Genomic DNA, 23,376 nt, shown 5'->3' on the forward strand with positions numbered 1-23,376 from the left:
TAGTCATTCTCAGGACTAATTGGAATCCCGTTTCTACTGCCAATTTCAAAAGAATCTATTATTCCATCGTTGATACGTGGCTCCCCCAGATAGAGATACCTTCCTTGGAAACCGCAGTAAACGTCATAACGTTACTAGCTGTTGCTTCATTCCACTCTTTCAGGAACACCCCATTATAAGTAGAACCGTCAATGGTAAGCTCAGCAGTATGATCATCAATAAGCTTCCATTTCCCTTTTACTGCTCCTTTAATCTTACCGCTTTTAGTGAATTCAATCAGCTCCGACTGCACGATATCAGCCGTAATGTCTTTGTTATGGTTTACATATTTATATTCGCCTGAAATTTGCTCTTTTGTGTATTTCTCTATGCTCTCTCCACCATAGCGGTGCGGGGCTACAACCGGCCAGCCCTCACTGTTCATAAACATCTGATGAACTCTTACCTCATGCTTTTCTCCACGATTCGGGAACCGTGTATGAAAGATCAGATAATACTTGCCATTCTCTTCATCATAAAACGCTGAGTTATGACCTGGTGATACATATCCTTCTCCACTCACTGGCAGCTCGTCATCCGTATTCAAGAATTCGAAATTCCCCATTAGCTTCACTCCATAAGGAGCATATGCTGGATCATCGAACAATACGGATGGCGATCCTTGTGCATTAATCATATCCTGACCCTCAGAATCTTCGAAAGGTCCATCAGGCGCCTTTGAACGAGCTACACGGATGTTATATCCACCGTCTGCAGCCAGACCACCGTAGGACAGGAACAGATAGTAGTAATCCGTTTCCGGACTGTACAGCATATATGGAGCTTCTATCCGAGCATGGTTCGCACCCAGAAGCTTTTTGCCATAACCTTGATCTGGCAGCGGGAAGCCTGTATTAGCATCTAGTTCCATAATAAAAATACCACCGGAGTAAGAGCCATAGACCATCCACAGCTTCCCTTCTTTATCAAAGAACACATCCGGATCTACTACATTCGGCTTTTGAGTGGCATCATACATTTCTCCATCATCACCCTTGCCCATCATACCTGACTTCAGAATGATTCCTTTATTCTTATAAGGTCCCTCAATATTGTCCGACACAGCTATGCCGAATGCAGACAACGGGGAATCCCCTTTACAAGCATTGTAATACATATAGTATTTGCCATCCGCCAATTGGATAGCATCGGGTGCCCATAAGGTATCCGTCTGTGCCCATTTTAATGCTTCAGCAAACTCCTCTTTGACATTAGGAATGAGGATGTTTCCTTCTACCACCCCAGAGGACAGCTGAGTCCAAGACATCAGATCATTTGATTTAGCAGATGCTAAATGAGAGCCGAACACATAGTATTTATTATCTGCCATAATGATCGACGGATCATGTACAGATACATTTTTGAATACAGGCTGCGCAGAGTCAGCTACGTTATTTGTTTTGCTGGAACTAGCTGAATTGTCATTGCACGCGGTTACTGCTAATAATGAAACGCTGATCATTGTAGTCATAATTGCTTTTCTCATCGTTATACCCCCTATGTATGCCTTTTCATTTTGAAACGAAAACAAACAATAGTCAATCCTTTTATTTAATTAAGTTCGTATTATTTCATATTTATTTAAATAATAGTGAACATTCATACACATAAAAAAAACGCCAAGCCATCGAAGTGGCCTGACGTTTCCTTTTATATTTCTCGTAAAATAATCTGTTTAATTAGCGCCTTCTTGTACCAAAACTGGCTCTGGATAAGCATTCTTAAGCACACGTTGTCTATTCTTAACAACTGCCGGCGGTTCCACCTTAGGAGCCATCGGATGCATTAGCCAAGACTTCACCATATGGGTATCCGAAACTTTATACATTGGAGGCTCTTTCTCCATATCGATTTGCATAGCGTAAGTGCTACGTAGTGCAAAAGCATCGCCCTTAGGCGGTTTGATCAAATCTGGAGGAGTACCAGGGATTGCTGTTAGCAAAGATCCTTTGCTCTCTAGACTTGGCATGGAAGCTAGCAAGCCCCAAGTGTATGGGTGTCTTGGATCGTAGAAGATCTCTTCCGCTGTTCCCATTTCAACAATTTGTCCGGCATACATTACAGCTACACGATCTGCCATTCTTGCTACAACCCCGAGATCATGGGTGATAAAAATAATAGCCGTATCAATCTTCTTCTGCAATTCCTTCATCAAATCAAGGATTTGTGCTTGGATGGTTACGTCGAGCGCAGTAGTTGGCTCATCCGCAATCAGAAGTTTAGGGTTCGCAGCAAGTGCCATTGCAATAACAACACGTTGACGCATACCACCACTGAATTCATGTGGATATTGATTGAAGCGACGTTCTGGAGAAGGAATACCTACAAGATTGAGAAGCTCAATCCCACGTTTATTCGCATCAGCCTTGGAGATTTTCTCATGTTTAAGCAGCACTTCAGTAATTTGTCTGCCGACCTTCATCATTGGGTTCAGAGAGGTCATCGGATCTTGGAAGATCATACCAATCTCTTTACCGCGGATCTTCTGCATCTGCTTCTCTGTCTTGCCAATCAAATCTTGTCCATCGAACAGAATCTGTCCGCGTTTATATTCTCCTGGTGGTGTAGGAACTAGCTTCATAACCGCTTGTGAGGTTACACTTTTACCGGAACCTGACTCCCCAACAATCGCTAGAGTTTCACCTTTATCTACATGGAAGCTAACACCACGGATCGCTTGTACCTCTCCGCCGTGTGTTTTGAATGATATCGCTAAGTCTTTTACCTCTAAAAGGCGCTCCATCTTGTCACCCTCTCATTTCCTCGTCAATTATGATAATGATTCTCAGCATGTTGTAAGCAATAAGTATTATTTTATCTAGTTTTAAGGGTTCTAGTCAAGATTTTTCTGAAAAAAATACGTCTTACCTCACACTTTAGTACTAGATCTAATTATTGCGTGCTCAATAGTTGCGATAGCTCCTCTTTAAAATACGCAAATAGAGAATAAGGAAGAACTACTAGGTACTGCTAAATACAATAAATGGTATGGAAGAAATACTGCCATGATTTTAAAGCCCACTATCAAAATATACACGAATAATACAACCAAAGCAAAAGTTACATGGTCATGTACATCAGTAAACAATGCTATTTGTACACAAATGATCGTGAAACTAACGTAGTATCGACAGCAGCTACAGCAAACTTACGGTATCAATATGTACACTCAGCCTTTCAAATATAAGAATTCTCCCCTACTGTTGCTCAGTCTCCTATCTTTCATGTTGTAGTTGTGTCAAAAATGTGTTAATTCATGAACCGCTTCCAGCCCTCAAGCAGATTATCATGCGCCCACTCAAGGTGACCTTGGCTATCGTACTTACGCGAATAACACTCGATGAAGTAAATTAAGTCGATATATAAGTCGTAGAGTTTTTTACGGGCATGTTCGTTTGGGCTGTCGAAGCTATTCCCGTAACCTCTACAGAAATGCTCTGAATTCTCAATATAGCGGAAATAATATTCCATAAGTGGATCGCCCCAAAGTGCCCGTTCCCAATCAATCAATGCAACAATGCGGCCCTCTCGCACAAACACATTGCCATCCCATAAATCCCAATGTATAAGACGAGGCTCAACGACTGTGTCCATAACATGTAAGTGACTTTTGATCTCTGCCTCTACAGTTTCTAACGGAATGGGCATTTCTACCTTTAAACGACGTGCATCTTCAAGCAGGTTCATTATCAAATGCTTAAAAGTTTCCCGCCATGTAGTTCCTTTTACTGGTGTGGACGTACTAAATAATCCGAAACGCTCACCAGCAATTTCATTAATTAAACGGGAGTAACGACCTAACTCTTCCTCAATACTTATTCTCTGCTGCGAGCTTAGCGCTTCCTTAATTTCATTATAGGGCTGGCCAACTATTTTCTCCATGAAAAAAAACTCACTTGAAATCATTTCTTTACTGTTATCATAAGCGTATACCTCAGGCACAGGTACAGTACCTTTTGACTTCATCAGACGCATCGCTGCAACCTCTACTGACATAATATCATGCTCGTAACTAAGGGTATCTGCTTCAGCTGACGGTGCTATCTTAAGAATCATGTCTCTTCCATCTGATAATAAAAGGTCATATGCTGCGTTAAAATAGCCACCTGTCAGTTCAGTACTTCGCTGAATGCTCACATGGCTTCCAAAAGTAGCACCTACCAAATCATTCTGTTGCTCTGTCGTTAATTTTGTTTTAGTAAAGCTCTCCAAGATCTCACCACCATAATGAAATAAGTATCAAAGATAAACAATCCTTCTCCATTTGATTTAAAATTGTTAAAATTAGAACAAACGAGTCTCATTAGCCCGCTTTTCATGAAAGAGAGGAAACGATTAACATGATTATTAAACCTAGAACACGCGGCTTTATCTGTACTACCGCACATCCGCAAGGTTGCGCTCGTCAAGTAGAGCGTCAAATCGAATATATCCAGACACAACCCGAGATCAAAGGACCACGCAAGGTGCTTGTCATTGGCGCCTCTACAGGATATGGCCTCGCCTCACGGATTACAGCCGCTTTTGGGGCTGGAGCCAGCACAGTGGGTGTCTACCGCCAGAGCAGCAGCAATGGAGCCCGTACAGCCTCTGCTGGATGGTACAATTCAGCAGCCTTTGAGGAACTTGCAGAGAAAGCGGGTCTTCGATCCTACAGCGTAACCGGTGATGCCTTCTCCAAGGAAACTAAGGATAGAACCATACAGCTGATTCGCAGTGAATTGGGACAAGTTGATCTAGTCATCTACAGCGTTGCTTCAGCCCGTCGAACAGATCCTGTGACGGGTGAAGTTTATAACTCCGTAATTAAACCTATAGGAGATACCTACACGAATAAAACCGTAAACTTTCATACGGGTGAAGTCAGTCAAATTTCTATTGAGCCCGCTACAGACAAAGAAATCGACGATACCATTCGAGTGATGGGTGGTGACGATTGGCGGCTTTGGATTGAAGCTCTCCATCAAGCCGGAGCTTTGGCCGATCATGCCACCACCATCGCATTCTCATATATCGGGCCAGAGATTACCCAGTCTGTATATCGTAAGGGAACGATTGGACGCGCAAAAGATCATCTAGAATTAACAGCACACACTCTTAACGATGAACTATCTAGTATAGACGGTCGAGCCTATGTAGCAGTTACGAAAGGACTGGTCACACAGTCTAGCTCAGCAATTCCTGTCGTCCCCCTGTACACTTCTGCGCTATACAAAATCATGAAAGAGAAAGGACTTCATGAGGGTTGTATTGAGCAAACCTATCGGTTATTTGCAGAACGTCTTTATGCGATCGAACGGACTTCTGTGGACGAAGAAGGGCGTATCCGAATCGATGACAGGGAGATGTCCCCGGATGTACAGGATCAAGTGACTCAAATCTGGGATAAACTCACGACAGACAATATCTATGAATTGACAGATCTAGAAAGCTACAAACAGGAGTTTTTCCAGTTATTCGGATTTGAGACTGAGGGTGTAGATTATGAAGCTGAGACTGATCCAGACGTAACGATTACCAATCAGCGGTAAATAATACATTATGTTGCGGACTATCTTCTAGCAGATGTTAGTGGTTGCTCAAGTGCATACAATTCTTCTTCAATGGAAATCATCTTTTGCTCAATCATTTTACGGGCATCTGCCAGTGCCTGATTATAAATATAAGGTGAGAGTTCTTTGAGCATAAAATCAAGAAGATTCTCACTTGCTAATTGGCCAATCTCGCTAGACAGCTCCGTTTCAAAATAATCCTGAATGCTGGATGTAATTTGTAGTTTGTGTTCTCTCTGTATTTTTATCGGCTGCATGATCGTCCTCCAATTTGTATGGTTTAAAATTCAGATTATTAATACAGGAAAAATGACGTGCTTGCGCACGTCATTTCTTATATCTATACCCTTTAATCTAAACCCACCACATTTCTGCTAGTGGCTCCTCAATCAATACTTGTTGAAGATTACTTACAGCTTTGGAGAAGCCTTCTTCAACAGACATCAATCCATCTTCATGCTCAATACTGACCACATAATCATATCCTACCAAACGAAGAGCGCTCATAATATCAGCCCAAGTCTTAAGATCATGTCCAAAGCCAACCGAACGGAACTGCCATGCACGGTCAAGCATTTTGGTATAAGATTGCATATCAGTTAAGCCATGCATATTGACATTGACTGGATCAATAACTGTATCTTTAGCGTGGAAGTGATGGATTGCGCCTTGGCGGCCTAAAATATGAATTGCCTGCACTGGATCAATTCCTTGCCACCACATATGGCTCGGATCAAGGTTAGCTCCGATTACTTCACCCGCAGCTTCTCTCAACCGCAGTAGAGTAGCCGGTGTGTGAACGGAGAATCCGCCGTGCAGCTCAAGACCAACCTTCACATCATGCTCTGCGGCAAAAGCTCCCCATTCAGTCCAGTAAGGAATCACTTTATTTTCCCATTGCCAATCCAGAATTTCTTGATAATCATTTGGCCATGGCGCTACCGGCCAGTTCGGATACTTGGCACCCTCATGATCACCTGGACAGCCAGAGAACGTATTAACAACTGGAACTCCTAGCTTCTGCGCCAATTTGACCGAGTTCACAAAGTCCTCATGATCCTTCTGGGCAAGCTCTTTTTGTGGGTGTAGGGGATTTCCGTGACAGCTCAATGCACTGATCGTCAATCCACGGGATTCCACAGCATGTTTGAATTCTTTCAATGCTGTCTCATTCTCGAGAAGCATCTTAGGATCACAATGGCTGTTACCAGGATTCCCTCCTGTACCAATCTCTACCGCCTTTAGTCCTTTGGACGCTACATAATCAAGAGCATCCTCCAGTTTGCGACCCCCAAACAAGACCATAAATACTCCAAGTTTCATTGTAAGTCACCTCTTTTGCAAATAGTTTACTTACCTTCACCATACATATCGAAGTCTTTTACTACTTGATTCTTCTCAGCAGATTCAAAAATAGCTTCAATCAAATTCTGAACACGCATTACTTCGGCATTCTTAACGATTGGCTCAGCTGTTCCCTCAATAACGGCTGTGAAATTGTCATAGAAGCTAGAGCCTAGCTCCGCAGGTTGAGGTAAAGCTTCTGTAATCGTAGCCCCTTCTGAAGGAGGCGCCATAGTTTTAGTTAATCCAACACCAGCACGTATAGGCTTAGGCTCGATCTTTTCACCTTCATTGTTTCTGGTTACTAAACGTCCAGTTAAAGACCAATCTTCGATAATACCCGTTCCTTCAATACCCTTCACATACCATCTAGGCAGCGTAATAAAGTTAGTTGTCCCAACCTCAACGATAGCTTTAATTCCATTCTCAAATTGCAGGATGGCTTCAAAGCCATCATCTACATCATTACCTAGAATAAAGCTCAGACTGCTGCTCACACTGATGACTTTGCTATCGATCATAAATAAGAGCTGATCTAATAAATGAACGCCCCAATCTAGCAGCATTCCTCCACCTTGTGCCTTGACATGGCGCCAGTCTCCTGGAATACCATTCGCTCCGTGTACGCGAGATTCAAGCTGGAACAATGAACCAATGGTCTCTTGATCATACATTTTTTTGATCGTTAAGAAATCCTCATCCCACCGTCTGTTCTGATGTACCATGAACACACGTCCTGCTGCATCTGCAGCGGCCAGCATTTCTTGAAGCTCTACCTTCGACATAGCGACCGGCTTCTCACAAATAACATGTTTGCCAGCTTGTAGCGCACGTATAGCAATTTCTTTGTGTACATCGTTTGGTGTAGCAATAAGAACAATCTCAACTGCAGGATTTGCTAATACTTCTTCATAACTTTCATATACCTTGTAACCAGCATTGATGGAGTCCGCACGACGTGCCTCAAGCAAGTCGTATGTCCCTACCACTTCTAGGGAGTTAGTCTCCTTAATTAATTTCGCGTGATAACTTCCCATTCCACCAAAGCCAACGATGACTACGGAATGTATCTTTGAGCTCATGACTTCCACTCCTACTTCCCTATTAATTATCTGATGTGCCGTCAAAATACACAGCGCGACCTGTACGTGAAGATTCATAAATAGCTTCCAAGATTTGAGTAACAACGAGGGCCTGCTCAGGTTTAACTACAGGTTCCTTGTCTTCTCTAACCGCCTCAAGCCACAAGCGAGCTTCACGATCAGATTCATTTTCCTGTCCTCCATCAAAGAACGCTACTCCACCAGCAGACAAGTCTACTTTGGTCTCATACAGACGTCCACCACGGTCACCGTTTAGGCGCAGACCATCCTTCATATCTGCACCACCTTCTGTACCTGCAAGAAGCGTCTGAGCTTCTCGATACTCAGATACATTTAGTGCCCAGCTGGATTCAAGTACAATTGTAGCACCATTTTCCATGGTAATAAATCCAAAAGCTGAATCTTCTACCTTAAATTGCTCAGGATCCCAAGGACCAAAGGCATTTCCAGCGTTCTTTCGGTTACTCAGTTTATGGAAAGACGAGCCCATAACACTGCGTGGTTTATAATTATCCATCATCCATAAAGTAAGATCAAGTGCATGCGTACCGATATCGATCAGTGGGCCGCCGCCTTGCTTTTCTTCATCCAGGAACACGCCCCAAGTAGGAACCGCACGACGACGAAGTGCAATTGCTTTTGCATAATAGATATCACCTAGTTCGCCGTTTTCGCAGAGTGCTTTAAGGTATTCACTATCCGAACGATAACGGTTCTGGTAAGCGACAGACAACTTCATCCCCGTACGCTTCGCAGCATCCAACATTTCTTGTGCTTGGGCAGTGGTTTTAGCCATTGGTTTCTCGCACATTACATGGTTACCTGCTTCCAATGCAGCAATAGTAATCACGGAGTGACTGTCATTTGGTGTACATACATGAACAATATCAAATCCGCCAGCTTTCAAAAGCTCAGTGTAATCTGTATAAACCGCAGCACCTTCAGCGCCATAAGTCTGAGCGGCTTTCTGTGCACGCTCTTCTATGATATCGCAGAAAGCTACCATTTCAGCATCCTTCTGACGTGACAAACTTGGCATATGTTTCCCATTTGCGATACCACCGCAACCTACAATAGCAATTCTCAACTTATTAGACATTAACTTTTCCTCCTTGATTTGCGTATGCTTTTACCCATTTCAAACTATCTTCTACACTTTCTAATGGTGAACGACTGCAGAAATCCTGCTCTACTACCGCCCACTCCACATTTGCCTGTACAGCTGCATTTAAAATTGCAGTAAGGTTCACTTCACCTTCACCTAGTACAACAGTTTCCGGAGAGCCGTCTTCTTTTTTCTTCAAATCCTTCAGATGGATGATCGGCAGTCGACCTGCGTATTTATTGATATATTCAACTGGATCATAGCCAGCATGATGTACCCAGCAAGTATCCATTTCCACTTGCAACAGGTCAGCCGGCACCTCTTCAAACAATCCATCAAAAGCAGTACGGTCACTATCACCATATTTATCTGTTAACTCGAAATCATGATTGTGATACAGAAGAACTGCTCCGCCCGCTTTGCACTTTTCTCCAATAACCTTCAGATTCGCGGCAACCTCTTCATAGTTACGTTGTTCTTCTGACAAATAAGGAACAATCAAATTTGGATTTCCAATCTCAAGATTGTAAGAGATCTCTGCTTCTGTATCATTCAACAATGCGTCATATGGACGATGTGCGCCGAGCGCAACCAATCCAAGCTCATTTAGCAATTGTTTGACTTCTGCTGCGGTGCGGCCGAAATAGTGGAAAAACTCTACGCCTTTATATCCAAGGGCTGCTACCTTACGCAGTGTTCCTTCAAAATCCTGTTCCAATTCTTCTCTAAGCGTGTACAATTGCAGACCTATCTTCAGCATTTTCTAATCACTCCAATGGGTTTAGGGTTAGCTTACTAATTCATTTAAACTTCTTTCTGCTGCTCGTCCCCAAAGAGATCAACAGCAGCAATCACTTGAACAATAATGCTGTTGCAGAATTGACTAATCTGATTCCCATTAGCTTCCTTCAACTGCCATTCTTGTTTGCATAGCTAATATCGACTCCGTATAGCGTGGATGGTCGATTTCTTTCTTTATTGCTTAGGTACATAGTAATATGAAAGCGTATATAATAAAATGAATAATATGATTAAAACATGAACAATCTGATTATCATTTCTAGACATCAAGGAGGACACATGAATCAATCAACTACCTGTCACGTTTTATCTGCTGGATTTTCCTTTCACCGCAAACCTTTTCATATGTCACATAGCCATGGAAATCAGAACTATTTAATTCGTCTGCAAACAGAGGGCCGAAGCCGAGCAATGATCGACGGTGTGATGACTCCAGTGGAGAGCGGCGATATCATGCTGTTTGCTCCTAATGATCCTTACTATTTAATCATTGATAAGGAAGAGTATCCTGTAGGTAAGCCGCGGATTGAAAGCGGAGATTATCATATTTTTTGTGAAGGAACTTGGATTGTTGAATGGTGGGAACGTGCTCAGAGACCCTCACTCTTAAGTGTGCCACTGAGTGAGAATTTCCTCGGCTTATTTCGTCAGCTGATTCTTGAGCACAGACGTCTTTCCGATTTCTCACCAGCGATATCTGCCTGTTATCTGCAAATCCTGTGTATGGAAATCGACAGACTCATTACAGATCAGCCAGCGATTACGCCTAAAGGCTATCTAGCTTACCGAATGAAGCAATATGTTGAGGAGCATGCAACCTTACCTTTTCTGTTGGAGGATGTTGCCGCACATGTAGATATTTCCGTCTCCCGTGCCGTTCATTTATTTAAGGAGGCCTTCGGAACCAGTATTATCAAATATGTAAATGATGTCCGGCTAGAGATGGCAAGAGAACGAATCACCTTCAGCCCGATGCCGCTGGAGCAAGTAGCAGAAACCTGCGGTTTCGCGAACTATACTTATTTTCACCGTGTATTCCGAAGTCGTTTCGGCATGTCCCCTAGACAGTACCGTGTGCACAGCAGAACTCAAGTATGAGCAAGATAGGGCTATCCCTTTAGTAGATAAACTACTTCAAGGATAGCCCCTGCTTTTATATTCAATCAAAACTCATGTTAGTGAGATTATTGTTTTTCAGCGGAAATAATTAGGAACATCGGTCTGCGATCCTCGTCCTTCATCCATGGATCATCGCTCATTTCATCAGAAGGCTTAGGCTCCTTAACAGCTTTGATTGCAAATCCTGCTCCAATCAGATCATTGAAATAGGTAGAGATCGTACGATGATATTTAATCACATTTTCTGTTAAGAATTTGGTTTCGCGCAATCCCTCTGACTGATAATGATCTACAGGCCAATGGAGACGATTGCCTTGATCATCCACGTACCAGTCCTGTTCATTTCGAGAAGTAAAGATGGGATGTTCCACTGAAAATATAAAGCTGCCGCCTGGCTTAAGGTAAGCATGAACCTTGCGACAGATAGCTTCAAAAGACTTTACATAATGCAAGACCAATGAACTGATGACCACATCAAATTGTTCGCTAGCAAATTCAATATCTTCAATCGGCATCTGGATATAAGAAATAGCTGGATCGTCTGTTTTTTCACGCGCTTCTTGAAGCATTTTTTCAGAGATATCTACGCCAACGACTGAGCTTGCCTGCTGCTCGCGTGCATATAGACAATGCCAGCCAAATCCACAGCCTAAATCAAGAACACTTTTATTATGTAAGTCTGGGATCAGAGGTTGTAATACATGCCATTCTCCAGCTGCTTCAAGCCCACCAATGGAACGAGGCATTTGTTTATAGGCGGAGAAGAAATTCGTATCATCGTATTTATTTTGTTTCATCAGTTATATATCTCCTATCCATAATGTCCTTCATCAGTATATTCTTAGTGACGCATTATTTTCAAATCGCCAAATGAAAAGGAGCATCATCTTGGAAGATCCGCTCCTTGTGTTTGTTCTTATTTAATTGCTGTTGTTTGCTCGGCGTTAACCGTACATGCTGTGAAATGGCGCTATAATCCCCATTGGATCTTCGACTTTGAGCTGCGCACCAGGTTCCTGAGCGCTCTGCCTTTAACAAGGCTTTTTGAGTCTTGGTTCGTGCCATTTGGCACCACTCTCCTATTCATTGATGAACTATCAGACAACTACAGTTTAACATAATACAGACTATGAGCGCAGCCAGAATTCCGTTACAATGAGATCACTGCTAGTTTTCTTACTTATCTAAATAGATTCGGAGGTTTTTAGTGATGAAATACGATGTTTTGTACGAGGGTGCTTTTGCAATGTTAAAGGTATATTTGGACCCCGGCGAAAGTGTTAAAGCTGAGATGGGCGCAATGGTTGCCATGTCTCCTAACGTAGAATTAAAAGGAACGGCTGATGGAGGCGTAATGCGGGGTCTGGGAAGAATGCTGAGCGGTGAAAAGTTCTTCTTCCAGGAACTCAGAGCTATCCGTGGTCAAAGTGAGGTCCTACTGTCTCCAGGATCATTAGGTGATATCCAAGCTATCGAATTAGATGGATCCTATAAGCTGTTAGTTCAAAAGGACGGATTCTTAGCCGGAACGGAAGGCATTCAAGTAAATACCAAAATGCAAAATTTAACGCGCGGACTTTTCTCTGGTGAAGGCTTCTTCATTGTAGAAATCAGCGGCAGAGGAACAGTATTCCTGTCCTCCTTCGGAGCGATCCACGCCATTAATTTAGCACCTGGTGAAGAGATGATCATCGACAATGGACATCTCGTCGCTTGGCCAGATTATATGGACTATAAGGTAGAAAAAGCAGCCTCGGGTTGGTTGAACAGTTTAACCAGCGGTGAAGCGCTTGTCTGCCGATTCCGCGGAGAAGGTGTAATCCTCGTTCAGAGCCGTAACCCTGGGAGCTTCGGAACGTGGATTAAATCCTTCGTACCCACTCGAAGCTAAATAGAAGCAGGATTTCCCATAAGTAGGATTTCCTTTAACAGTTTAAAACGCAATGTAGCGCATCTCCGGTTTTCTAAGAAGCGCTGCTTTGCGTGCAAATTAAGGAATATCTCCCTATAATTCAGAGATTTTTGCGCATTTGACTACTAATAAGGGAAATCTTCCCTATAATTCAACTAATTTGTGTGAAATATAGAAATTTGGCCGATTTATAGGGAGAATTTCCCCATTTCCATTCATTTCAGCCAACTATCAGTTATTTAGAGGGAGGATTTCCCTAATTACTCTCCGAAAAAGAGGCTGCCCCATAAGTAGCATTTACTACTTCTGAGGCAGCCTCTTCTTTTAATTAGAAAGCGGGCTTATGAGACCGCTTTGTTTGCTTTTTCTTTTTTGCAGCCAGTTCGTTTACATGTGTCATAAGTACCCTTGAAATCTAGGCGGTGATCCGTGACGCTAAAGCCATATTCACGTTCCACTCTTTTCTCCAGCTCCACTAGCCAGTCATCCTTAATTTCCTCCAACCTGCCGCACACGCTGCATATCAAATGATGATGCATGTGAGAATGATCATTCCCGCGCAGATCGTAACGAGCGACTCCATCTCCGAAGTTCATCTTTTCTACAATGTGAAGCTCGCATAAGAGCTCAAGTGTACGGTATACCGTTGCCAGCCCTAAATGCGGATAACTGTTCTTAACAAGCATATATACTTCTTCTACGCTGAGATGATCTTTCTCATTGTCGAGCAATATGTTCACTATGGCCTCACGCTGGGGCGTTAATTTATATTTTTGCGCCGCAAAAAGCTGACTGATATTTGAAATTTGATCCATTTGATCTCCTACCTTCCCGGAATGATTTAACATCCGTATCCACTGAGACGCACCCATTTATGCATCAAAATATTAAACGTAAATAGTAATCGTTACGATATAATCATATCAAAAATAATCACGAATGAATAGAGCCTGACATCATTATAACATTTCAGCTCTCTTATCCAAAGTTCTTTCATCCATTCCTGCCTATTTTTCTGCCAAAATCTACTTTTTCGTGAAATATTATAGGTTTGACCGCAACCTTTCCATATTTTTCTGCGTTTAAGTTTGTGATAGCGGCCACGAGGCCTATCCATACAACGAGGTGAAATAACCATGAATATGAAAAAAAGAACGTTAGCCGCGATTACAACCGTTACGATTCTCTCCTTCTCTTTGGGTGGCCAAATATTTGCAGCCGGAAATACCTTTAAGGATATTGATAATATAAACGGTAAAGAAAAAATTATTTCTTTAAAAAATCAAGGCTTGATCAAAGGGGTTAGTGAATCCCAATTCTTGCCCAGCTCCAAAGTAACAACAGCACAAGGGATCCAGTTCATTTCGGGTGGACTCCAGCTTAGTCTCGCGGCTATTGATTTCAACAAAGCTCCCGTTGCCAGTGGCTTGTTCACGAAAGTCAAGGATAAAGCTTGGTACGCTGAAGCCTTTATCAATGCGTATTACAATCATGTCGAGCTTCCTAAGGATATTGATCCAACCAAAACAATGACCAAAGAAGAGTTCACCAATTATCTAGTACAAGGGGTCGAAGGCATTGGGAATCTGCCAATGATCAATATAGTGCCCGTTGATATCGCTGACGATGCTGCGCTGAACCCTTCTTATCAAGGCAGCATTCAACGTTCGCTTAAATACAAGATCAATAGTTTAGACGCCAATGGGAAGTTTAATCCGAAAAGTGAAATCACTCGCGCCGAAGCTGCGATTATGCTCTATAATGCTTTGGAATTCCTGAAGACAGGTATTAAATCCTAACCTAGAAGCGACGCGCCACTAACATTGAATGTTAAACAAGAAAAAGCAGCCCAGGTATAGTCCTGAACTGCTTTTTTTGCGTGTTGATCTTCTTCTATACTTCTTCTCCACTAATTCTGTTCAGAAATTGCAGAGCACGAGGATGCTGGGGATGCTCAAGAACTTCTTGCGGAGTCCCTTGCTCTAGAATATGGCCTCCATCCATCAGAATGATCCGGTCAGCCACATCCGCAGCAAATTTCATCTCATGGGTCACTATCACCATAGTCATTCCCTCAGCCGCTAACTGTTTAATAACCTTAAGCACTTCCCCCACCAACTCAGGATCAAGCGCAGAGGTAGGCTCATCGAACAACAGCACCTCTGGATCTACTGCCATAGCACGAGCGATAGCTACCCGTTGCTGCTGGCCACCAGACAGTTGGTGCGGATAAGCATCCGCTTTGTCCGCCAAGCCAACTTTAGTTAACAACTGAAGGGCACGTTCGCGTGCTTCGTCCTTGGATCGTTTCTGGACCGTCACCTGCCCCTCCATCACGTTGCCTAGTGCAGTCATATGCGGAAAAAGATTATAGGACTGAAAGACCATCCCTGTTTTTTGGCGTAATGCCAAAATGGACTTCTGGGGGATTTTCTTGTTATCCGTGAAATTGATTTTTATATCACTGAGCGCTAAGCTTCCTTGATCAGGGACTTCAAGCAGATTAAAGCAGCGTAAAAGTGTTGTTTTGCCTGAACCCGATGGGCCAATAATGACCAGTACCTTGCCATGTTCCATTTCGAGATCAATGCCCTTTAATACCTGCAGCTCACCGAAGGATTTATGCAAATTAAGTATTTCAATCATAATTGTCTCCCCCTTTAGCTCGCAGAGTAACGACTCAGTCGTTTCTCCAAGTAATTTTGCAGTGCTGATAACACTGAGCAGAATAGTAAATAGAACAATCCTGCTTCGCAATAGATCAGCAGTGGCTCATAGGAGGTGGAAGCAACCTGCTGTGCTGTTCTGAACATCTCCGTATAGGTAATGGTCGCTGCCAGTGAAGTGTCTTTGACCAAGCTAATAAAGGAATTCGATAACGGCGGTACAGAAACACGGGCAGCTTGTGGTAGTATAACGCGGCGCAGTGCCTGGGCACGAGTCATCCCAACGGAGAAGGCCGCTTCCCACTGACCTTTATGTATAGACAGGATAGCAGCACGTATGATTTCTGATGAATAAGCCCCTACACTAAGCGTAAATCCAATGGTCGCGGCTATGAAAGGGTCGAGCACAATTCCAACTGCCGGCAAACCATAGAAAATAATAAACAGTTGTACCAACAAAGGCGTTCCACGAATGACCCATACATAAAAGCGAGCGATTAGCTTCGGAAGTACCCACGGGGAGAGACGAGCTAGTGCAGTCAATATCGCTAAGATCAATCCCAGTGCAAATGATATCAATGCCAAAGGAATGGTAAAAGCCACCCCAGCTTTTAGCAGGGGTAGCAGTGAATCTAAGAAAATCTGTATTTTGCGGTCATCCATTTTTAGACATCCTTTTTCGGCTCCAAGCTGGTTAGCTTCTGAAACCTTGTATTATTTTGAAACGTCAGCACCAAAGTATTTCTCAGAAATCTTTAAGTATGTGCCATCGCTCTTCATTTCAACAATTGCATCACTAACTGCTTTTACCAACTCATCGTTGCCTTTTAAGAAAACAGCTGCGCTTTGCGAACCGTCAGGAATCTCATCTACCACTTTAATTTTCACATCAGGCTTTTGCTTTTTCAGATCTAGATAAGACAAACCATCATTTACAGTCGCATCAATACGGCCTGAGGTCAATAGGTCCATCGCTTGATTGAAACCGTCTGTAGCAACGATTTCAGCACCGTTCTCACGGGCGATATCGGACAGGTTACTGGTTAGAGATTGTCCGGATTTTTTACCCTTAAGATCTGCAAATGTTTTGATATCCTCATTATTTTCGCTCACTATCAATACCGCTTTAGATACGATATACGGTTCAGAGAAATCATATTTCACTTTACGATCTTCATTAATGGATACTTCGTTAAAAATAACATCAAACCGCTTGGCATCCATCCCAGCAAAAATACCGTCCCACTGTGTCTCAAAAAATTCTGGTTCAACACCGAGACGCTTCGCTACTTCCTCAGCAATTTCTACGTCAAAGCCGGTCAGTTTCCCCGAAGCGTCATGATAAGTAAAGGGTGCATACGTCCCTTCTGTTCCTATACGCAATTTGCCGCTAGCTTTAACAGCTTCCAGACTGTTTTTCGAAGTGGCTGTATTTCCACCATTCGTTCCAGCTGAAGAATTCTTAGAAGTATCGGTATTCGAATTATTGCCGCAGGCCGCTACAAACACCACGGTTAACGCCAATAGAATAGTTAAACTTAGTTTTTTCATTATTAATTCCCCTCTCTTTACCCGGAATTCATCCGGTAAATTGTATACTACACTGGCTGCTGTTTACCGTCAATGGTTTTTTCCGATTATATACATCGGAATTGTAATATTAGGTAAATCTCTACCCTTATATTACCCATTCTTAGAATAATCCTTCACAAGTTTCTCTCTTTACATCTCAGAAAGATATGGTATATTTATAAACAAATTAAATATGGACCTGTTATTTCACTAGGGGAGTCGGCCGACTGAGACGGAGCTTCAAGCTCCGGACCCTTGGAACCTGATCTGGATCATACCAGCGGAGGGAAGTGGAGCAGAATTTTCATCCCATGCATTTTTAGTGCCTATGCTGAATGAACTTTTTGACCCATTTATTTCCCACCGGAAATGAATGGGTCTTTATTTGTTTACAATCAATCACAAAACTTAAGCGTAGGCTTCCGAAGCAAGTTTTGTTTGAAGCCACACAAGAAGTTTATCAATCACAAAACTTTTTAGGAGGTTCGAACATCACGACAATCCTATCCATTCAAGGCTTAACCTACTCCTTTCCGGAATCAGAACAACCCTCTGTATTCGCAGATCTATTCATGGATATCAGGCAAGGAGAATTTGTCTCTGTCATTGGGGCTAGCGGATGCGGGAAAAGTACGCTTTTCAAAACTATAGCAGGCTTGCTCGAACCCACTCATGGGAAAATAAAAATTCATTCGAACTCGTCATCCTCTACTCGCTTAGGTCAGATCGCATACATGCCTCAGCAGGATTTGCTGCTGCCTTGGAGAACCGTGCTCGACAACTGTCTTTTGCCCTGGGAGATTAAACCAAGGTTTAGTAAACAACTGACGATCTCTCACATTCGGGAAATGCTGTCACGCTTCGGTTTGGCCGATGTAGAGAGGGCTTATCCCCATGAGCTATCGGGTGGCATGAAACAGCGAGTCGCATTTCTACGAACGCTTGTAGCTGGCGGCGGGGCCGGTCTTATGCTGCTAGATGAGCCATTTGGAGCGCTCGACGCTATGACCAAACGTGAGATACACCGTTGGCTGTTGGAGCTTTGGGATGAGCTGGATCAAACAGTGATGCTCATCACCCATGATCTAGAGGAAGCACTGTTACTAAGCGATCGGATTTATTTATTGTCTGGAGGCATGCATAGCGAATTACAGGAGATCGTCGTTGATTTACCGAGGCCAAGACATTACAAGATGAACTATGAACCCCGGTTTATAGCGTTACGGGAAGAGTTGGAGCGGAGACTGTATGCAGCCCATACCCTTTAAGAAATATTTAAACAATTACGGCCCCTTCATTCTACTGCTATTGTTCATTCTTGTGATCTGGGAATCAGCTGTTCGTCTTCACTTGATTCCAGCCTTTATCCTACCTGCACCTTCTTCAATAGGCATCGCATTGATCGAGCACAGGCAATTACTCAGACCGCATTTATTGGTGACACTGCAGGAAATATTGGTAGGTTTTGTTCTCTCGGTTATCTGTGGTTCACTGCTGGGCACCGGAATGTTCTTGTTTCGCCCCCTTGAAAAGGCCATCTATCCGTTCCTTATTATCAGTCAGACGATCCCGTTAATCGCGCTATCCCCCATTTTTATTATGTGGTTCGGGTATACGCTGTGGAGCAAAGTGGCTGTTGTGTTTCTAACTGCTTTTTTCCCAGTCGTTGTGAGTACATATGACGGACTTCGTACAAGTGGTCAAGCCTACAAAGACTTATTGTTAACATTTGGCGCAAACCGCTGGCAACTGCTTGCTAAAACCCAAATTCCGCTGGCTCTGCCCTCTTTTTTCTCAGGACTAAAGCTATCCATTGTGTACTGTGTGATTGGAGCAACCATCGGCGAATGGCTCGGCGGCAGCAAAGGACTCGGTTACTTTAGCAGAAGGATGGCCGGAAATATGCAAAGTGCCGAAATGTTCGCCGCTGTATTTCTGTTGTCCGCGCTCGGTGTAGTGTTGTTTCTGATGATAGCTCTGCTCGAACCATTATTTTTAAAGAAAAGAGGATCTAAGCAATGAATGATTTGAATTTCCAAAGAAAATGGCTTATTCCCGTATTTCTCATATGTTCAGTCCTAATCTTCACCAGCTGCGGAAAAGCATCCAATGTAAGTAGTCCTCCTGCTAATTCATCAAATAACGAAATTAAACAAACACACAAGCTGACGATTATGCTCGATTGGTATCCCAATGCCGTTCACTCTTTTTTATATGCTGCTGAGCAGAATGGTTATTTCCAAGAGGAAGGTCTGAACGTAGAGATCCAAATGCCCGCAGACAGTAATGACGCACTGAAACTTGTAGCAGCGAATCAAATCGATTTAGCACTTAGTTATCAGCCTCAGGTGCTCATGGCACGCAGTGAGAACATTCCAGTACGTTCGATTGCTGCGATTGTGAGACATCCGCTTAATCATTTAATGGTACCTCAGGCTGGAGACATTCATAGTCCCAAAGACCTCACAGGTAAACAGATTGGGTATTCTTCCATTCCTCTTTATGAAGCCATGATTCGTACGATGATCCAAAACGATGGGGGTGACCCTAAGGCCAGCAAATTAATAGACGTAGGCTTTGATCTTATTCCGGCGATTGCGACGGGGCAAGTGGATGCCATTATGGGAGGGTTCATTAACCACGAACAATTAATCTTGGAAAAAGAAGGACATCCCGTGAACTCGTTCAATCCCACAGATTACGGAGTCCCCGATTATTATGAGCTAGTCCTTGTCGCCAGCGATCAAGGAATACAAAATTCTGAATCCTATTTCAAAAAGTTTCTAAATGCAATTACAAAAGGACAACAATTTGTGCAGGATAATCCGGAAAAAGCGTTAAATTTGCTGCTTGCACACGAAGATGAGGCCTCTCCACTCGATAAGCAAATTGAAAAGAAGAGTCTGGTGATTCTACTACCGCTAATGAATGCGGGTGATCAAGATTTTGGATATCAAGCGCCCGCGTCTTGGGAGAAGGTAAGACAGTGGCTATCGGACAATGATTTACTGTCTACTGACATCAAAGCTGAGGATGCTTTTATTAATCTTTAAACATTAGCTATTTGCTCATAAAACTTGAGGAGGAATAATCATGAGTTATCTATCCAAAGTACGGGAATCCAATCCATTGGTCCACAATATCACCAACATCGTCGTAGCCAATTTCTCTGCCAACGGTCTTTTGGCGCTCGGTGCCTCCCCCTTTATGGCGGATGCTCACGAGGAAGTGGTCGATATCGCTGCATTTTCATCTGCCGTAGTTCTAAATATCGGCACACTGAATGACTACGCCATTCAATCCATGGTGCTCGCGGGACAATCTGCGAATAAGCACGGCGTTCCCTTAGTTCTTGATCCAGTGGGTGCGGGAGCCACTTCTTATCGAACAGCGGTCACTCAAAAGCTAGTGAATGAGATGCAGATTACCGCTCTACGTGGCAATGTAGCTGAAGTTGCCAATGTCATTGGTGAAAGCTGGTCTATTAAAGGGGTAGATGCAGGCGAAGGGGATGGCGACGTAGTCGTCTTGGCTGAGACAGCCGCGCGGAAGTTAGGCTGTGTAGTTATCATCACCGGAAAAGACGATGTCATCACAAATGGAGATAACACCTACATTGCCAGCAATGGTCACCCAATTCTAACGAAAGTAACGGGAACCGGTTGTCTGCTAAGTGCAGTAGTTGGTGCATTTCTAGCGGTAAGTGAAGGCGCATCTCTTGAAGCCGCAGTCGAAGCTCTCTCCTTCTATGGAGTGGCTGCTGAAATCGCCGCTGAACTAACGACTGGACAAGGTCCGGGGAGCTTTCAAATCGAGTTTCTAAATCAATTGAGCTTGGTCACAGCTGAAACTTACCAAGATAAATCAATAATCAAGCAACTCAGATAACAACCCTAAGGAGTGAACAATGATGATATCTAAAGCTTTAACTATAGCCGGCTCGGATAGCGGTGGTGGCGCTGGCATCCAAGCAGATCTAAAAACCTTTCAGGAGCTTTATGTATATGGAATGAGTGCTCTTACGGCTGTGACAGCCCAGAACACCCTCGGAGTTCAAGGCGTTTATCCGTTGACACTGGAAGCTATTACTCAGCAGCTTGATTCCATTGGACTTGATCTGAAGCCGGATGCTGTGAAGACCGGGATGCTTTTTAGCAGTGACATCATACGTATCGTAGCAGAGAAGATCCAGCAATACAGCTGGCGTAATCTTGTAGTTGATCCTGTGATGGTTGCTAAAGGAGGTTCCACGCTGCTACAGCAAGAAGCTGTTCAGTCCTTAATCAACCATCTCCTCCCGCTAGCCTTAGTGACGACACCCAATATTCCAGAGGCTGAAATGATTACCAACAGAAGCATCACTACTATAGACGATCGTAAAGAAGCGGCTAAAATCATTCATTCCATGGGCTCTAACTATGTAGTGCTAAAAGGTGGGCATGATACCTCAACTAAGGCTGTTGTGGATCTCCTATATGATGGTCACGAATTCATCTTTATGGAGTGTCAACGAGTTCAGACTAGACACACGCACGGCACAGGCTGCACCTATTCAGCAGTAGTCACTGCCGAGCTTGCCAAGGGCAAAACCGTTCCCGAAGCAACACACATAGCTAAAGCTTTTATACAAGCGGCGATTGAAGACGAGCTGGGCATAGGGGCTGGGCATGGACCTACGAATCATTTTGCATATCAGAATAGATTGCGAGGGATGAACCTTGAAGCAAATAGACAGTGATCAACTGCGGGATTTATTAAAAGTCTATTTCATTATGGGCAGTGTGAATTGTCGGATAGCCCCAGCCAAGGTATTAAAAGAAGCCGTCGCGGGAGGCATAACGATGTTCCAATTTCGTGAAAAAGGTACGGGGGCATTAACTGCAGAGGTTAGATTTAATTTAGGAAGACGGCTCCAAAAGATATGTCGTGCTAACGGAGTCCCTTTTATCGTTAATGACGATATTGATCTGGCCATCGCCCTTGATGCGGACGGCATTCATGTAGGACAAGATGATACCCCTGCGCTAGCGATTAGGCAGTTGCTTGGCGAGGATAAGATCGTTGGTGTGTCCGCTCATTCGCTCGCCGAAGCTCGGCAGGCGATAGCGGATGGAGCCGATTATCTGGGCATTGGTCCCGTTTATCCTACCTCTTCCAAGGAGGATGCCCAAGCTGTTCGAGGCACATCAGTTATTGAAGAAATACGAAACAGCGGCATTACGATTCCTTTGGTTGGCATAGGCGGGATCACGGTGCACAATGCAGCACCAGTACTAGCTGCGGGTGCGGACGGTATCTCCGTTATCTCAGCTATTGCGGGCGCTGAAGACATCACCTTGGCAGCCAGAGGATTTGTTCACGAAGTTAATTTAAGCGGGTCATAAGCTCACTCAGCTCTTCTCCGCTCAAATGCCTCCATTGTCCTCGCTCCAAACTACCAAGTGTAATATTCATGATTCTTATACGCTCTAGCTTTAGTACCCTATATCCTAACTCCTTGCACATTCTGCGTATTTGCAGATTAAGGCCTTGAGTTAGGATAATTCTAAACTGACATTCCGCGATCCGAGAGACCTCACAAGGTTTTGTTGTGACGCCAAGAATATCCACACCACTAGACATGGCATGTATGAACTCTGACGTTATTGACTTGTCTACATGAACTACATATTCTTTTTCATGCCCATTCTCGGAACGCATCATTTTGTTTACGATATCTCCATCGTTGGTTAACAAAATTAGGCCTTCCGAGTGTTTATCTAATCTGCCGATCGCAAAGATCCGTGAGGGATAACCTACAAAATCTATAATATTCCCGGCTACATTTGGCGCGGCTGTACAGGTAATGCCTATCGGTTTATTCAATGCGAGATATACCGGCTCCCCTTTACTGCTTGTTATGGGCTCTCCATCAATCCATACGATATCCTCTGGCTCTAAAAGAATATTCGCATCACAGACGATACCATTAACAGCGATTCGGCCTGCGGCAATAAGTCGTTTCGTTTCTCTTCTGGAACAAAATCCAGTTTCGCTTATATATTTATCGATTCTCAATAATGATCCTACTTTCCATCTGATACTGATACTGATACTTGCATCTATCCATAAAAAAACACCTGATTTTAACGATCAAAATCAGATGTTAACCTTCAGGAATAAT

25 protein-coding genes and 1 riboswitch are annotated in these 23,376 nt (G+C 43.4%); of the genes, 10 read left to right on the forward strand and 15 right to left on the reverse strand.

Annotated features, from left to right (window positions below; genetic code table 11):
- Nucleotides 1-58: 58 nt before the first annotated feature.
- The 3 genes from ACWNM1_RS09575 to ACWNM1_RS09585 all read right to left on the reverse strand — a co-directional run bounded on the left by ACWNM1_RS09575 (nt 59) and on the right by ACWNM1_RS09585 (nt 4,251).
- Nucleotides 59-1,525, reverse strand: coding sequence for a glycoside hydrolase family 43 protein (locus ACWNM1_RS09575; protein ID WP_449600803.1), 1,467 nt, complete (start codon nt 1,523-1,525; stop codon nt 59-61).
- A 189-nt stretch (nt 1,526-1,714) separates the two neighbouring features.
- Nucleotides 1,715-2,782, reverse strand: coding sequence for an ABC transporter ATP-binding protein (locus ACWNM1_RS09580; RefSeq protein WP_449600804.1), 1,068 nt, complete (start codon nt 2,780-2,782; stop codon nt 1,715-1,717).
- Between the two features lie 506 nt (nt 2,783-3,288).
- Nucleotides 3,289-4,251: a phosphotransferase family protein gene (locus ACWNM1_RS09585; protein ID WP_449600805.1), complete on the reverse strand. Its 963-nt coding sequence runs from the start codon at nt 4,249-4,251 to the stop codon at nt 3,289-3,291.
- Between the two features lie 128 nt (nt 4,252-4,379).
- On the opposite strand from ACWNM1_RS09585, the gene fabV reads away from it, so the two are divergent.
- A complete protein-coding gene (gene fabV, locus ACWNM1_RS09590; RefSeq protein WP_449600806.1) occupies nt 4,380-5,570 on the forward strand; it encodes an enoyl-ACP reductase FabV in 1,191 nt (396 codons plus the stop codon).
- Between the two features lie 20 nt (nt 5,571-5,590).
- On the opposite strand, the gene ACWNM1_RS09595 is transcribed toward fabV, so the two are convergent.
- The 5 genes from ACWNM1_RS09595 to ACWNM1_RS09615 all read right to left on the reverse strand — a co-directional run bounded on the left by ACWNM1_RS09595 (nt 5,591) and on the right by ACWNM1_RS09615 (nt 9,903).
- Nucleotides 5,591-5,848 (reverse strand): DUF2164 domain-containing protein, encoded by a 258-nt coding sequence (locus tag ACWNM1_RS09595; protein WP_449600807.1) that lies wholly within the window; start codon nt 5,846-5,848, stop codon nt 5,591-5,593.
- Between the two features lie 97 nt (nt 5,849-5,945).
- A complete protein-coding gene (locus ACWNM1_RS09600) occupies nt 5,946-6,914 on the reverse strand; it encodes a sugar phosphate isomerase/epimerase family protein (protein ID WP_042187542.1) in 969 nt (322 codons plus the stop codon).
- Between the two features lie 26 nt (nt 6,915-6,940).
- A complete protein-coding gene (locus tag ACWNM1_RS09605; protein ID WP_449600808.1) occupies nt 6,941-8,017 on the reverse strand; it encodes a Gfo/Idh/MocA family protein in 1,077 nt (358 codons plus the stop codon).
- 22 nt (nt 8,018-8,039) lie between these two features.
- On the reverse strand, nt 8,040-9,137 hold the full coding sequence (locus tag ACWNM1_RS09610) for a Gfo/Idh/MocA family protein (protein ID WP_042187538.1): 1,098 nt from the start codon (nt 9,135-9,137) through the stop codon (nt 8,040-8,042).
- Nucleotides 9,130-9,903, reverse strand: coding sequence for a sugar phosphate isomerase/epimerase family protein (locus tag ACWNM1_RS09615; RefSeq protein WP_076282852.1), 774 nt, complete (start codon nt 9,901-9,903; stop codon nt 9,130-9,132). Before ACWNM1_RS09615 ends, ACWNM1_RS09610 begins: the two co-directional genes overlap by 8 nt.
- A 320-nt stretch (nt 9,904-10,223) precedes the next feature.
- Between ACWNM1_RS09615 and ACWNM1_RS09620 the strand changes: the two genes are divergently transcribed.
- Nucleotides 10,224-11,042 (forward strand): AraC family transcriptional regulator, encoded by an 819-nt coding sequence (locus ACWNM1_RS09620; RefSeq protein WP_042187534.1) that lies wholly within the window; start codon nt 10,224-10,226, stop codon nt 11,040-11,042.
- A gap of 86 nt (nt 11,043-11,128) precedes the next feature.
- Here the strand turns inward: ACWNM1_RS09620 and ACWNM1_RS09625 are convergent, their stop codons facing one another.
- Together ACWNM1_RS09625 and ACWNM1_RS09630 are read right to left on the reverse strand one after the other, a co-directional pair.
- The gene (locus ACWNM1_RS09625) at nt 11,129-11,860 is read right to left on the reverse strand and encodes a class I SAM-dependent methyltransferase (RefSeq protein ID WP_449600809.1); all 732 of its coding nucleotides are present in this window, start codon (nt 11,858-11,860) and stop codon (nt 11,129-11,131) included.
- A 61-nt stretch (nt 11,861-11,921) separates the two neighbouring features.
- Entirely contained in the window at nt 11,922-12,128 is a 207-nt protein-coding gene (locus ACWNM1_RS09630) for a hypothetical protein (RefSeq protein WP_339270743.1), read from the reverse strand.
- 145 nt (nt 12,129-12,273) lie between these two features.
- On the opposite strand from ACWNM1_RS09630, the gene ACWNM1_RS09635 reads away from it, so the two are divergent.
- Entirely contained in the window at nt 12,274-12,954 is a 681-nt protein-coding gene (locus ACWNM1_RS09635) for a TIGR00266 family protein (protein WP_042187527.1), read from the forward strand.
- Between the two features lie 362 nt (nt 12,955-13,316).
- On the opposite strand, the gene ACWNM1_RS09640 is transcribed toward ACWNM1_RS09635, so the two are convergent.
- Nucleotides 13,317-13,790, reverse strand: coding sequence for a Fur family transcriptional regulator (locus tag ACWNM1_RS09640; RefSeq protein WP_449600810.1), 474 nt, complete (start codon nt 13,788-13,790; stop codon nt 13,317-13,319).
- A 321-nt stretch (nt 13,791-14,111) separates the two neighbouring features.
- Here ACWNM1_RS09640 and ACWNM1_RS09645 point away from each other — a divergent pair, with 321 nt between their 5' ends.
- A complete protein-coding gene (locus ACWNM1_RS09645; protein ID WP_042187523.1) occupies nt 14,112-14,774 on the forward strand; it encodes an S-layer homology domain-containing protein in 663 nt (220 codons plus the stop codon).
- A 94-nt stretch (nt 14,775-14,868) separates the two neighbouring features.
- On the opposite strand, the gene ACWNM1_RS09650 is transcribed toward ACWNM1_RS09645, so the two are convergent.
- From ACWNM1_RS09650 to ACWNM1_RS09660, 3 genes are read right to left on the reverse strand one after another with little or no spacing between them, the layout of a single operon-like run.
- The gene (locus ACWNM1_RS09650) at nt 14,869-15,621 is read right to left on the reverse strand and encodes an amino acid ABC transporter ATP-binding protein (protein ID WP_449600811.1); all 753 of its coding nucleotides are present in this window, start codon (nt 15,619-15,621) and stop codon (nt 14,869-14,871) included.
- Nucleotides 15,622-15,635: 14 nt separating this feature from the next.
- A complete protein-coding gene (locus ACWNM1_RS09655; RefSeq protein WP_076299420.1) occupies nt 15,636-16,304 on the reverse strand; it encodes an amino acid ABC transporter permease in 669 nt (222 codons plus the stop codon).
- A gap of 51 nt (nt 16,305-16,355) precedes the next feature.
- A complete protein-coding gene (locus ACWNM1_RS09660) occupies nt 16,356-17,192 on the reverse strand; it encodes a transporter substrate-binding domain-containing protein (protein ID WP_449600812.1) in 837 nt (278 codons plus the stop codon).
- Nucleotides 17,193-17,415: 223 nt separating this feature from the next.
- Nucleotides 17,416-17,519: riboswitch (TPP riboswitch) on the forward strand.
- Nucleotides 17,520-17,785: 266 nt separating this feature from the next.
- On the opposite strand from ACWNM1_RS09660, the gene ACWNM1_RS09665 reads away from it, so the two are divergent.
- From ACWNM1_RS09665 to thiE, 6 genes are read left to right on the forward strand one after another with little or no spacing between them, the layout of a single operon-like run.
- On the forward strand, nt 17,786-18,481 hold the full coding sequence (locus ACWNM1_RS09665; RefSeq protein ID WP_449600813.1) for an ABC transporter ATP-binding protein: 696 nt from the start codon (nt 17,786-17,788) through the stop codon (nt 18,479-18,481).
- Nucleotides 18,462-19,235: an ABC transporter permease gene (locus ACWNM1_RS09670; RefSeq protein ID WP_449600814.1), complete on the forward strand. Its 774-nt coding sequence runs from the start codon at nt 18,462-18,464 to the stop codon at nt 19,233-19,235. The genes ACWNM1_RS09665 and ACWNM1_RS09670 overlap by 20 nt, the downstream gene beginning before the upstream one ends.
- A complete protein-coding gene (locus ACWNM1_RS09675) occupies nt 19,232-20,266 on the forward strand; it encodes an ABC transporter substrate-binding protein (RefSeq protein WP_449600815.1) in 1,035 nt (344 codons plus the stop codon). Before ACWNM1_RS09670 ends, ACWNM1_RS09675 begins: the two co-directional genes overlap by 4 nt.
- 40 nt (nt 20,267-20,306) lie before the next feature.
- A complete protein-coding gene (gene thiM / locus ACWNM1_RS09680) occupies nt 20,307-21,101 on the forward strand; it encodes a hydroxyethylthiazole kinase (protein ID WP_149644231.1) in 795 nt (264 codons plus the stop codon).
- Between the two features lie 22 nt (nt 21,102-21,123).
- Complete coding sequence (gene thiD, locus ACWNM1_RS09685) at nt 21,124-21,951, forward strand: bifunctional hydroxymethylpyrimidine kinase/phosphomethylpyrimidine kinase (RefSeq protein WP_449600858.1); 828 nt, start codon at nt 21,124-21,126, stop codon at nt 21,949-21,951.
- Nucleotides 21,941-22,597 carry a thiamine phosphate synthase gene (gene thiE / locus ACWNM1_RS09690; protein ID WP_449600859.1) on the forward strand — a complete coding sequence of 219 codons (657 nt, stop codon included), beginning with the start codon at nt 21,941-21,943 and terminating at the stop codon, nt 22,595-22,597. The genes thiD and thiE overlap by 11 nt, the downstream gene beginning before the upstream one ends.
- Here thiE and ACWNM1_RS09695 read toward each other — a convergent pair.
- Nucleotides 22,578-23,270, reverse strand: coding sequence for a pseudouridine synthase (locus ACWNM1_RS09695; protein ID WP_449600816.1), 693 nt, complete (start codon nt 23,268-23,270; stop codon nt 22,578-22,580). The two genes, thiE and ACWNM1_RS09695, sit on opposite strands and share 20 nt — an antisense overlap.
- Between the last annotated feature and the right edge of the window lie 106 nt (nt 23,271-23,376).

It is taken from the genome of Paenibacillus sp. Marseille-Q9583 (genome assembly GCF_976954365.1).